The organism is Achromobacter sp. FW305-C-30-7, from assembly GCF_058783105.1.
In genome coordinates this window covers 882,364-894,425 of the sequence record NZ_JBYSYI010000001.1, presented here as the reverse complement: position 1 = coordinate 894,425, position 12,062 = coordinate 882,364, and the positions used below count along the sequence as shown (strand labels likewise).

The 12,062-nt window shown below is 66.2% G+C and carries 8 protein-coding genes; all 8 read left to right on the top strand.

The window, feature by feature from the left end; translation table 11 throughout:
- The first annotated feature begins 120 nt into the window (after positions 1-120).
- The 8 genes from AC3WOB_RS04140 to AC3WOB_RS04105 all read left to right on the top strand — a co-directional run bounded on the left by AC3WOB_RS04140 (position 121) and on the right by AC3WOB_RS04105 (position 12,006).
- Positions 121-1,629 carry a M81 family metallopeptidase gene (locus AC3WOB_RS04140; RefSeq protein WP_492274277.1) on the top strand — a complete coding sequence of 503 codons (1,509 nt, stop codon included), beginning with the start codon at positions 121-123 and terminating at the stop codon, positions 1,627-1,629.
- An 82-nt stretch (positions 1,630-1,711) separates the two neighbouring features.
- Positions 1,712-3,277, top strand: a complete 1,566-nt coding sequence (locus AC3WOB_RS04135) for an ABC transporter substrate-binding protein (RefSeq protein WP_013396225.1) — start codon at positions 1,712-1,714, stop codon at positions 3,275-3,277.
- Between the two features lie 26 nt (positions 3,278-3,303).
- Positions 3,304-4,245: an ABC transporter permease gene (locus tag AC3WOB_RS04130; RefSeq protein ID WP_013396226.1), complete on the top strand. Its 942-nt coding sequence runs from the start codon at positions 3,304-3,306 to the stop codon at positions 4,243-4,245.
- A 2-nt stretch (positions 4,246-4,247) separates the two neighbouring features.
- Positions 4,248-5,153, top strand: coding sequence for an ABC transporter permease (locus AC3WOB_RS04125; RefSeq protein WP_013396227.1), 906 nt, complete (start codon positions 4,248-4,250; stop codon positions 5,151-5,153).
- A gap of 5 nt (positions 5,154-5,158) precedes the next feature.
- Positions 5,159-6,850: an ABC transporter ATP-binding protein gene (locus tag AC3WOB_RS04120; RefSeq protein ID WP_207472469.1), complete on the top strand. Its 1,692-nt coding sequence runs from the start codon at positions 5,159-5,161 to the stop codon at positions 6,848-6,850.
- A gap of 34 nt (positions 6,851-6,884) precedes the next feature.
- Positions 6,885-8,294: an amidase gene (locus tag AC3WOB_RS04115; RefSeq protein ID WP_492274276.1), complete on the top strand. Its 1,410-nt coding sequence runs from the start codon at positions 6,885-6,887 to the stop codon at positions 8,292-8,294.
- Between the two features lie 33 nt (positions 8,295-8,327).
- Positions 8,328-9,803, top strand: coding sequence for a M81 family metallopeptidase (locus tag AC3WOB_RS04110; RefSeq protein ID WP_492274275.1), 1,476 nt, complete (start codon positions 8,328-8,330; stop codon positions 9,801-9,803).
- Between the two features lie 238 nt (positions 9,804-10,041).
- Positions 10,042-12,006 (top strand): DUF945 family protein, encoded by a 1,965-nt coding sequence (locus tag AC3WOB_RS04105; protein WP_492274274.1) that lies wholly within the window; start codon positions 10,042-10,044, stop codon positions 12,004-12,006.
- The last annotated feature ends 56 nt before the right edge of the window (positions 12,007-12,062 follow it).

The following is a 12,062-nucleotide window of genomic DNA, read 5'->3' as shown; positions in this document are numbered from 1 at the left end:
TCCTGTTTTCGTTGTGCCTGTTTTATGCGTGGCTGGTGGTGCGGTGGCGCCACTGTAGAACTGACTTGGGCGCGGCTTGGCCCGCGCCTTTCCTCACATCAAAACAACAAGGGGATCCTGATGCGCATCGGGATAGGCGGCTTTCAGCATGAAACCAATACGTTCGCGCCTTCGCGCGCGGCGTGGGAAGACTTTGCCGAGAAGGGCGGTGGCTGGCCCAAGCTGGTCAGCGGGCCCGCGATGTTCCAGGCGGTGGCGGGCGCCAACATTCCGGTGGCGGGATTTATTGAAGCCATGGGACGGCACACGCTGCTGCCCACCACCTGGGCGGCGGCCAGCCCCTCGGGGCCGGTCACCAAGGATGCATTCGAACGCATCAGCGCGATGATCCTGCAGGGTCTGTCGCTGGCGTTGCCGCTGGACGGCGTCTATCTCGACCTGCATGGCGCCATGGTCACCGAGCATCTGGACGATGGTGAAGGCGAGCTGCTCAGGCGCGTGCGCGAGCTGGTGGGCCCCGACGTACCCGTCGTCGCCAGCCTGGACCTGCACGCCAACGTGACCCGCGCCATGGTGCGCCACGCGGACGCGCTGATCTGCTACCGCACCTATCCGCACATCGACATGGCCGAAACCGGACAACGCGCCGCCGAACTGCTGGCCGCGCGGCTGGCCGGCGCGCCGCGGCCCTGCGTGGCCCTACGCTCGCTGCCCTACCTGATTTCGCTGTGCTGGCAGTCCACCGATATCGAACCCTCGCGCAGCCTGTACCAGATGGTGGGCGAGCTCGAAACGCGCGGCGCTCTCAGCCTGTCGTTCGCCACGGGTTTTCCCGCGGCCGACTTCCCCGAATGCGCGCCCACGGTGTGGGCCTACGGCGCCACGCAAGTCGAAGCCGACGCCGCGGCCGACGAGATGACACGCGCCGTGCTCAACGCGGAACGCGACTTCGGCGGCAAGCTCTACACGCCCGACGAAGCCGTGCAGGAAGCCATGCGCCTGGCGCGCGACGCGCATAAACCCGTGGTCATCGCCGACGCGCAGGACAATCCGGGCGCTGGCGGCAGCTCGGACACCACCGGCGTGCTGCGTGCGCTGATCCGGCACGATGCGCGCGACACCGCCATTGGCCTGATCGTGGACCCTGCGGCGGCGCTGGCGGCCCATCGCGCGGGCACCGGAAACAAGGTACGCATTGCATTGGGTGGACACTCGGGTATTCCCGACGATGAGCCGCTGGACAGCGAGTTCATCGTCGAGAAAACGTCGGATGGACGCTTCGATACGCATGGCGCTTTCTATCGCGGCTTCCATATGGACCTGGGTCCCAGCGCCTGCCTGCGCGTAGGCGGGGTGCGCATCATCGTCGCGTCGAACAAGGTGCAGATGGCGGACCAGGAAATGTTCCGTTTCGCCGGCGTGGAGCCGCAACGCGCCGCGATCCTGGTGGTCAAGAGTTCCGCGCACTTCCGCGCCGATTTTACCGGCATCGCCCAGACGATCCTGGTGTGCGCGGCCCCCGGTTCCATGCTGATGGATGCGGCAAAACAACCATGGACACGGTTGCGTCCCGGCATCAGAATGGCGCCTTGCGGACCCGTCTTTTCGGACAGGCCCGCTACCGCCTGAAGCTCGCACGCCGCCCCAGCGCGGCGGATCAACGACGCAGCGGCGCGATGGCGCCGCTCACTACGCATCAAGGGGAACATTCATGCTGAAGTACGTCCGAGCGGCCGCGCTGGCCGGCGCCACCCTGATGATGGCTCACGGCGCCTACGCCGAGACCGTCATCAAGACGGTAATGCATTCGCCTCTGCGACTGACCGATCCGCATGCCACCACCGCGTACATCACGACGTGGCACGGCTACATGATTTACGACACCCTGCTGGCCACCGACGCGGACAACAAGATCCAGCCGCAGATGCTGGAAAAGTGGGAAGTCTCGCCCGACGGCAAAACCTACACCATGACCTTGCGCGACGGCCAGAAGTGGCATGACGGCAAGCCGGTGACCTCCGAGGACTGCGTCGCTTCGATCAAGCGCTGGGCCGCCGGCGACGGCATGGGCCGCACCCTGCTGAAGTTCACCGACAAGATCGAGGTCATCGACGACAAGAACTTCCGCATCGTCATGAAGGAACCCACGGACCTGGCTCTGCGCGCCCTGTCCAAGCCCACCGGCACCGCGCCCTTCATGATGCCCAAGCGCATCGCCGAACAGGCCATCGGCCAGCCCATTACCGACATGACCGGTTCGGGTCCGTTCAAGGTCATCGAATTCAAGCCCGGCGTGAAGACGGTCTACGCCAAGAACGCCGACTACGTGCCGCGCAAGGAACCCGCCAGCGGCCTGGCCGGCGGCAAGGTCGTCAACGTCGACAAGGTCGAGTGGGACGTCATGCCCGACGCGCTGACCACCGCCAACGCATTGTTGGGCGGCGAGATCGACTTCGTCGAACAGTTCCCCTACGATCTGCTGCCGATGATCGAAGGCAACAAGGATCTGAAGGAAGAGTCGCTCAGCCCGGTCGGCTACTTCACGATGTACCGCTTCAACTTCAAGTACCCGCCCTTCAACAACAAGAAGGTGCGCCAGGCCGCGATGTACGCCATCGGCCAGGAAGACGTGATGAAGGCGCTGGTCGGCAATCCCAAGTACTGGAAGACCTGCGCCTCGCTGTGGGGTTGCGGCACGCCGCTGGAAAGCGACATCGGCAAGGACATGGTGGTGCCGTCCAACATCGAAAAGGCCAAGGCGCTGCTGAAGGAAGCCGGCTACGACAACACGCCCATCCTGGTCATGCACGCGACCGACGTCGGCACCCTGTCGGCCCAACCGGTGGTGATGGCCCAGGCGCTGCGCAAGGCCGGCTTCAACGTCAACCTCGCCGCGATGGATTGGCAGAGCGTGGCCACCCGCCGCGCCTCGAAGGCCGCGCCCGCCGAAGGCGGCTGGAACATCCACAACACCAACTGGTACGCCACCGACGTGATGGACCCGGTCCGTTCCGCTCCGGCCGCGGCCAACGGCGACAACGCATGGTTCGGCTGGCCCGACTTCCCGCAGATCGAGGAACTGCGCACCAAGATGGCGCTGACCTCCGACCCCGCGGAACAGAAGAAAATCGCCGAGGAAGTGCAGCGCATCGGCATCGATGAAGGCCTGTACGTGCCGCTGGGCCAGATGTCCGTGCCCACCGTCTACTCGACCAAGCTGTCGGGCCTGGTGCACGCGCCGGTGTTCGCGTTCTGGAACGTCAAGAAAGCCCCTTGACGGGCAAGTAGTTCAGGGGGAAATACATGCTGGCATTTGTCTCACGCCGGCTCCTCGCGACCATCCCCGTTCTGGTGATGGTCGCGGTGGTGGTCTTCGCGATATTGCGTTTCAGCCCGGGAGATCCGGCCATCATCATGGCGGGCGATGGCGCCACGCCCGAGCGTATCGTGCAGATACGCCAGACGATGGGCCTGGACCAGCCGGTCATCAAGCAATTCTTCATCTGGGGCGGCAAGCTCCTGCAAGGCGACCTGGGCACGTCGCTCATGTCGGGCGTGCCGGTCACCAAGCTGATCGGCCAACGCCTTGAACCCTCGCTCAGCCTGGCGGTGCTGACCCTGGTGTTCACGCTGATCGTCGCCATCCCGCTGGGCGTGCTGGCCGCGTGGCGGCAAGGCAAGCTGCTGGACCGCGCCGTCATGGGCTTCTCGGTGCTGGGCTTCTCGGTGCCGGTGTTCGTCACGGGCTATGTGCTGATCTGGCTCTTCGCCATCAAACTGGGCTGGTTCAACGTGCAAGGCTACACGCCCCTGGAAAAAGGCTTCTGGCCCTACCTGCACCGCCTCATCCTGCCGTCGCTGGCCCTGTCCACGGTCTACGTGGCGCTGATCGCGCGCATCACGCGCACCAGCGTCATCGAGGTCATGGGCGAGGACTTCATCCGCACGGCGCGCTCCAAAGGCCTGGGCGAAACCGGCGTGCTGCTGGGCCATGCCCTGCGCAACGCCGCGGTGCCCATCGCCACGGTGGTGGGCCTGGGCATCGCGCTGCTGATCAGCGGCGTGGTCGTGACCGAATCGGTGTTCAACATCCCCGGCCTGGGCCGGCTGGTGGTGGAAGCCGTGCTGGCGCGCGACTACCCGGTCATCCAGGGCCTGACGCTCTTCTTCGCGTTCGTCTACGTGTTCATCAATCTGGTTGTCGATTGCGCCTACACGGTGTTCGACCCGCGGATCAGGTACTAACGATGCAAACGCCAACCGATGCCGCCGCGCAAGCGGCCGCCGATCTCCCCGGAGGCGGCACGCCCCAGGCCACCGCCTGGCGCCAGATCCGGCAGGGGCTCAAAAGCTGGCCCGTGATGCTGGCGCTGATCGTGCTGGTGGCCGTCGTCGCCATCGCGCTGTTCGCGCCGCTGCTGGGCACCGTCGACCCCACTTTCATCAACCCCGGCGCGCGCCTCAAGCCGCCCTTCTCCGATTACCTGCTGGGCACTGACGCGTTCGGCCGCGACGTCTGGTCGCGCGTGGCCTACGGCGCCCGCATCTCGCTGATTGCAGGCCTGGGCGCGGCGCTGGTCAGCGTCGCCCTCGGCCTGGTCATCGGCGTGATCGCGGGCTGGTTCCGCTCGCTGGACGGGCTGATCATGCGCACCATGGACGCCATCATGGCCATCCCCGGCATCCTGCTGGCGATCGCCCTGGTGTCGGTCACGGGCGCCAGCATCACCACAGTGCTGGTGGCCATCACCATCCCGGAAATTCCGCGGGTGGTGCGGCTGGTGCGCGGCCAGATCCTGACCGTGCGCGGCGAACCCTACGTCGAAGCGGCGCTGGCCCTGGGCACGCCGCTGCCGCTGCTGCTGTGGCGCCACATGGTGCCCAGCACCATCGCGCCGCTGACGGTGCAGGGCACGTACGTCTTCGCCTCCGCCATGCTCACCGAAGCCATCCTGAGCTTCCTGGGCGCGGGCATCCCGCCCGAGATCGCCTCCTGGGGCAACATCATGTCCGAAGGGCGCATGTACTTCCGCATGCTGCCTGGCCTGATCCTCTTCCCCGGCCTGTTCCTGTCGCTGACCGTGCTCAGCGTGAACATCCTGGGCGACGCCTTGCGCGACGCGCTGGACCCGAAAATGGTGCGCAGGATCTGATGCCGATGACCTACTCTCCCATTCCTCCCGCGGGCGACACCTCGTCCGCCATCCTGGCCATCCGCAACCTCTCGGTCGAAGTCGCCGGCGCCGGCAACCGCGTCGTGCGCAACCTGAGCCTGGACGTGCACGCCGGCGAAACCGTGTGCGTGGTCGGCGAGTCCGGCTCGGGCAAGTCCGTCACTTCGCTGGCCGTCATGGGCCTGCTGCCGCCCGGCGTGCTGGGCGTCAGCGCGGGTTCCATCCGCGTCGAAGGCGAAGACGTGGTCAGCGCCACGCAGCGCCGCCTGCGCGAAATGCGCGCCACGCGCATGGCCATGGTGTTCCAGGAGCCCATGACCGCGTTGAACCCCGTGCACACCGTGGGCAAGCAGGTCGACGAAGTGCTGCGCCTGCACCGCAAGCAGATGTCGGCCGCGGAACGCCGCGCCAAGGTGCTGGACATGTTCCGCTCCGTGCACCTGCCCGACGTCGAACGCATCTTCGAGGCCTATCCCCATCAGCTATCGGGCGGCCAGCGCCAGCGCATCGTCATCGCCATGGCGCTGATCCTGGAGCCCAAGCTGCTGATCGCCGACGAGCCGACCACGGCGCTGGACGTCACCACGCAGAAGCAGATCCTGGCGCTCATCAAGGAACTGCAGGTCAAGCACCAGACCGCCGTGCTGTTCATCACGCACGACTTCGGCGTGGTGGCCGAGATCTCCGACCGCATCGTGGTGATGAACCGCGGCGACCTGATCGAAAGCGGCACGCGCAACGAGATCCTGGCCGAACCCAAGCAGTCCTACACCCGCCGCCTGGTGTCCTCGGTGCCCAGCCTGGTGCCCTCGCGCCGCGAGGCGCCGGCCGGCATGCCGGTGCTGCACGTCAAGGGGCTGGGCCGCACCTACGGCACCAAGAGTTCGCTGTTCTCGCGCCAAACCGCGCGCAGCGTGATCGCGGCCACCGACGTCAACCTGACGCTGCGCAAGGGCGAGATCCTGGGCATCGTGGGCGAATCCGGCTCGGGCAAGTCCACCGTGGCGCGCTGCATCGTGCGCCTGATCGAACCCACCGCCGGCCACATGATGATGGGCGGCGAAGACCTCAGCACCCTGTCCGGCGCGGCGCTGCGCCCCGTGCGCCGCCGCATCCAGATCGTGTTCCAGGATCCGTACCGCTCGCTGAATCCGCGCCGCACCGTCGGCGAATCCATCATCGAGGGCCTGCTGAACTTCGGCGTGGCCCGCGAGCAGGCCTTGAAGCGCGCCGGCGAAACGCTGAGCGTCGTGGGCCTGAGCCCGGACGCGATGAACCGTTATCCGCACCAGTTCTCCGGCGGCCAGCGCCAACGCATCTGCATCGCGCGCGCCCTGGTCATGGACCCGGAGGTCCTGGTGGCCGACGAGGCCGTCTCCGCCCTGGACGTGTCGGTACAGGCGCAGGTGCTGGAACTGCTGGAACAGGTGCGCCAGCGCACCGGCGTGGGCGTGCTGTTCATCACCCACGACCTGCGCGTGGCCGCGCAGATCTGCGACACCATCATGGTGATGCAGCGCGGCAAGGTCGTCGAGACCGGCTCCGCCGAAACCGTGCTGACCGAACCGCGCCACGAATATACGCGAGCCCTGATCGACGCCGCCCCCGGACGCGACTGGGATTTCCGCAACTTCCGGCCGGTCGCCGCCGGCCTGGGCCACGCCGCCGCGCCTTGAGACGCGCGCAGCCTGTACACACACTGGAACCGAAATGCCGCAACCGCATGAACTGTCCGCCGTGGAACTGCTCCAGGCCTACCGCAACAAGACGCTCTCGCCCGTCGAGGTCACCCGCTCGGTGCTGGACCATATTGCGCGCTGGGAGCCGAAGCTCAAGGCCACCTACGCTCTGGACGCGGATGGCGCGCTGGCCCAGGCCCGCGCCTCTGAAGCCCGCTGGATGAAGGGCGAACCGCTGGCTACCGGAGGCCACACGCTGGATGGCGTGCCGGCCACCATCAAGGAAAACATTGCCACACGCGGCGTGCCGGTGCCCCTGGGCACGGCCGCCACGGAACTGAAGCCCGCCGCCGCCGATGCGCCGCCGGCCGCCCGCATGCGCGAGGCCGGCGCGGTGCTGCTGGGCAAGACCACCATGCCCGACTTCGGCATGCTGTCCTCTGGCCTGTCCAGCTTCCATGAACTGACCCGCAATCCCTGGGATCTGTCCAAGAACCCGGGCGGATCCAGCGCCGGCGCGGGCGCCGCGGCGGCCGCGGGCTACGGCCCGCTGCACATCGGCACCGACATTGGCGGCTCCGTGCGCCTGCCGGCGGCCTGGTGCGGCATCGCCACCCTCAAGCCCAGCCTGGGCCGCATCCCCATCGATCCGCCGTTCATGGGCCGCTGCGCCGGCCCCATGACCCGCACGGTCGCCGACTCGGCGCTCATGATGGGCGTGCTGTCGCAGCCCGATGCGCGCGACCACATGAGCCTGCCCTACCAGGACTTCGACTGGCTCGACCTCGAGCGCGACCTGCGCGGCCTGCGCATCGGCCTGCTGCTGGACGCCGGCTGCGGCCTGCCCCTGGACCCCGAAATCCGCACCGCGGTCGAGGCCGCGGCGCGCGCCTTCGAGGCCGCCGGCTCCATCGTCACGCCAATGCAGCCCTGGATGACGCCCGCCATGCTGGAAGGCGTGGACCGCTTCTGGCGCACCCGCTCGGCCATAGACCTGGCAGCCCTGCCCCAGGAACGCCGCGACAAGATCCTGCCCTTCATCCGCACCTGGGCGGAAAGCGGCGGCGGCCAGTCCGGCGAGGACGTGTTCCGCAGCTATTACGAAACCATGAACGTGCGCGCCAAGACGGTCGCGGCCTGCGCGCCCTACGACTACGTGCTTTCGCCCGTGGCTCCGGTCGTCGCCTACAACGCCGAGTGGCCGTCGCCCACCAATGAAGTCGCGACCACCATGCACCACATCGGCTACACGCTCCCCTACAACATGAGCGAGCAGCCCGCGGCGTCCGTCAATTGCGGCTATACCAAGGCGGGCCTGCCCATCGGCCTGCAGATCGCCGGCGCGCGCTTTGACGACCTGGGCGTGCTGCGCATCGCGCGCGCCTGGGAAAGCATGCGGCCCGAACAACACCCCTGGCCCCAGCCTCCCCGGGCGGCCTGACCGATCCACCACAGCAAACCCACAGGAATTCCCATGCGTTGGCTTTTGGCAATGATCAAGCACGAGACGAATACGTTTTCGCCCGTGCCTACCCCGCTTGAACGCTTTTTCCGCGGCAATCCCGAAGTCCTGGCCGGCGAACGCGCCATCAAGGCCTACGAGAATACCGACAGCGGCCTGGGCGGCTATATCGAAGTGGCGCGCCGCGAAGGCGCCGAAATGGTCGTGCCGGTGGCGGCCGAGTCCTGGCCTAGCGGCCCCGCCAGCGCCGACACCCACGAGCGGCTGTGCAAGCTGGTCCTGGACGAGGTCCAGCGCGGCGGCTACGACGCCATCCTGCTGGACCTGCACGGCGCCATGGTCGCCGAAGGCGTGGAGGACGCCGAGGGCGACCTGCTGCGCCGCCTGCGCGAGATCGATCCGCACACGCCGGTGGCGGTAACGCTGGACATGCACGCCAACATCTACGACGACATCGTCAAGCACGCCACCGTCATCAGCGGTTTCCATACCTACCCGCACGTGGACATCCGCGCGGCGGGCCTGCGCGCCGCGAACGTGATCGCACGCACCCTGAAGGGCGAGATCAAACCCGTCATGTCCTGGGCCAACAAGCCCATGCTGCCGCACATCATGTGCCAGGGCACCCACGCCGCGCCCAACAAGCCGCTGCAGGAACGCTGCAAGGAGCTGGAAGCCGGCGGCGTGCTGGCCGCCTCGGTCTTCGTCGGTTTCCCGCACGCCGACATCCGTGAAGCCGGCCTGAGCGCCGTGGTCTGTACCGACGGCAACCTGGCCGACGCGCAGCGCTACCGCGACGAACTGCTGGACCAGGCCTGGAACGGCCGCGCCGACTGGGTGTTCCACCCCGTACCGCTGGCGCCCACCATCTCGCGTGCCAAGGGAATCGAACAAGGCCCCGTCGTATTGCTGGACCACTACGACAACACCGGCTCCGGCGGCACCATGGACACCACCGCCGTGCTGGCCGAAGTGCTGCGCCAGGAACTGGAGAACGTAGTCTTCTACGCCATCTGCGACCCGCAGGCGGCGCAGCAGGCGGCAACGGCCGGCGTAGGCCAGACCATCACGCTCAAGCTCGGCGGCAAGATGGCCATGCCCGCCATCAAGGAACCCAGCGAACCGCTGGAAATCACTGGCCGCGTCAAGCTGGTGTTCGACGGCGTCTACCTGAACCGCGGCCCCATGTACCGCGGCGTACGCAACGACACCGGCCTGACCGTCGTGATCGATACCGGCCGCGTGGAGATCGTGGTCGTGTCGCGCCACCAGGAGCCCTTCGACATCAATTGCCTGCTGTCGGCCGGCATCGATCCGCTACAAAAGCGCTACGTCGTGCTCAAGAGCCGGGTGCACTGGCGCGCGGGCTTCTCCGACATGGCAACGCAAGTGATTGAATGCACTGGCGTGGGCGTTACCACCTCGGATTACGGCCAGCTCGATTTCCAGCACGTGCGCCGCCCGATCTATCCCCTGGATCCGATGTAATCCGCGACCCAGGCCTTTGCCCTGAAAAAGCCGGCGCACACGCGCCGGCTTTCATTTTGAAATCTTCTGTAACTGCGAGCGCGGTCACATGACCACCGGCCTCGGTATACTCGCCGCGGGCCTTACAGGCCGATGAATGCGCGTATTCCGATGGCGGACGCCAGCAACAGGGTCCAGCGGCCACAAGCAGCCGCCTGTCACCGGATATGACTCGACAATCAACGATACAAGCAGAACGATGAAAAAGAGCGTAGCGATCACCCTCGGCGTGGTCATAGTGGGAGCGGGAAGCTGGGTCGGGGCCACGTGGTACACCGGCAAGCGCATCGAGGAAAGCTCGCAGCGCCATCTGGCCGAAGCCAACGAGAAACTGGCCAAGATCACCCCTCTGTTCGGTCTGCGCATCGATCAGCTGAAGTACGAACGCGGCCTGTTCTCGACGCAGGCGCGCTATGGCGTGTCGCTGGTCAACGGCGACAAGCTCGGCGAGGACCTGCCCAAGGGCATGATCGAATTCGACGCGTCCATCGAACACGGCCCCTTCCCCAAGAGCGCCCTGGCGCGCGGCGCCATCGCGCCCAAGCTGGCGTTCACCCACGCCGAGCTCGCCAAGACCGACAACATCAAGGAACTGTTCGAGCTGACCAAGGGCGTGGCGCCCCTGAGCGCGGACACGGTCATCAATTTCGGCGGCTTCGCCACCTCCACCGCCAATATCGCCCCCGTGCAGATCACGCACGACGGCAACGCTGTCAACTTCAGCGGTATGGTGATCAACGGCACCTTCGACCGCGCGCTGCAGGCCGTCACGGCGCACGCCCTGGTCGAAACGCTGTCGGTGGACGGCGAAAAGTCGGATGACCCCGTCAAGATGCTGCTGTCCGGCCTGACCATGGACGTCAACAGCCGCATGGGCAAGTTCGGCCTGTCCGTCGGCGATTCGAGCGTCAAGCTCAAGCGCATCGACGTCACCCGCCCCGGTGATGACGTCAAGGTCTCGGTGGACAATCTGGGCTATGGCGTCAAGCTGGCCGAAGACGACAAGAACGTCAATGTCGAAGCCACCTACCAGACCGGCACCATCACGCTGAACGACGTGGCGCTGGGCAACGGCCAGGCCGTGATCAAGCTCGCCAAACTGGACGGCGCCGCCATCAAGCAGCTCTCGGACACCTACAACCAGATCGTGCGCCAATACATGCTGGGCGCAAGCGACGAAGGCCTGAAGGACGAACAGTTCGACGCCGTGCTGGAAAACGCCGGCAAGCTGCTCAACGGCAACCCTTCGTTCAGCATCGACCCGATCAGCTGGAAGACCGACAAGGGCGAAAGCAAGCTGAACTTCACGCTGGACCTGACCAATCCGCCCAACGTCAAGGATCTGACTCCCCAGGAGATCATGGTCAAGGCCATCAAGCAGATCGATGCCACCCTGGTCATCTCCAAGCCCATGGTGCGCGACCTGATCGTGCAGTACGCCGTCAAGAAGCAAGGCTTGACCGCGGAAAAGGCCGCCGAGGAAGCCGACGACCAGATGCGTTCGATGTCCGGCATGGCTGAAATGCTCAACGTCGGCAAGAACGACGGCGACAACATCATCGGCAAGTTCCACTTCGCCGATGGCATGGGCGACCTGAACGGCCAGAAGATCCCCGCCGATGAACTGTTCGCGGGTCTGCTGGGCGCGACCGGCATGGACGACGACATGGACGGCATGGAAGAGGAAGGCGAACCGGCCGAAGGCACCGAGCTGGCCGCCCCTGTCGACACCGCCTCCGCGGCCGGCTACATGCAGGACTTCGACCTCGACACCGTGACGGCCATGCTGGATGACATGTCGTACGCCCCCCGCAAGCAGGACGGTGACGAAGGCCCCGTGCTGATGCTGGAACCGGGCAGCACCGGCGCCAGCGAGCTGCGCGTCGACTTCCTGTGCAACGACTTCACCGAGAAGTGCCACGACCTGGTGGTGACCGCCACCTACAGCAGCAAGAAGCCGGTCTCGCTCAAGGCCATCAACACCTGGAACCAGGAATACCGCTGGACGCGCGCCTACCTGGACGACAAGAACCGCGCCGTGCTGCAGATGGACATGAACTCGGAGGGCGGCATCGGCAAGGAAAACCTGCAGATCATGCTCAACACGTTCTTCAGCATCGCGGAAGACTTTTCCGTAGCCAGCAAAGCCGCACCGGCGAAGTAAGCTTCAACCGACGCAGGACGAAAAAATCCCCCATCTTTCGGATGGGGGATTTTTTT

Excerpts from the sequence above, each read along its gene's own strand:
- AC3WOB_RS04140 (WP_492274277.1), top strand. The coding sequence starts at position 121 with ATGCGCATCGGGATAGGCGGCTTTCAGCATGAAACCAATACGTTCGCG.
- AC3WOB_RS04135 (WP_013396225.1), top strand. The coding sequence starts at position 1,712 with ATGCTGAAGTACGTCCGAGCGGCCGCGCTGGCCGGCGCCACCCTGATG.
- AC3WOB_RS04130 (WP_013396226.1), top strand. The coding sequence starts at position 3,304 with ATGCTGGCATTTGTCTCACGCCGGCTCCTCGCGACCATCCCCGTTCTG.
- AC3WOB_RS04125 (WP_013396227.1), top strand. The coding sequence starts at position 4,248 with ATGCAAACGCCAACCGATGCCGCCGCGCAAGCGGCCGCCGATCTCCCC.
- AC3WOB_RS04120 (WP_207472469.1), top strand. The coding sequence starts at position 5,159 with ATGACCTACTCTCCCATTCCTCCCGCGGGCGACACCTCGTCCGCCATC.
- AC3WOB_RS04115 (WP_492274276.1), top strand. The coding sequence starts at position 6,885 with ATGCCGCAACCGCATGAACTGTCCGCCGTGGAACTGCTCCAGGCCTAC.
- AC3WOB_RS04110 (WP_492274275.1), top strand. The coding sequence starts at position 8,328 with ATGCGTTGGCTTTTGGCAATGATCAAGCACGAGACGAATACGTTTTCG.
- AC3WOB_RS04105 (WP_492274274.1), top strand. The coding sequence starts at position 10,042 with ATGAAAAAGAGCGTAGCGATCACCCTCGGCGTGGTCATAGTGGGAGCG.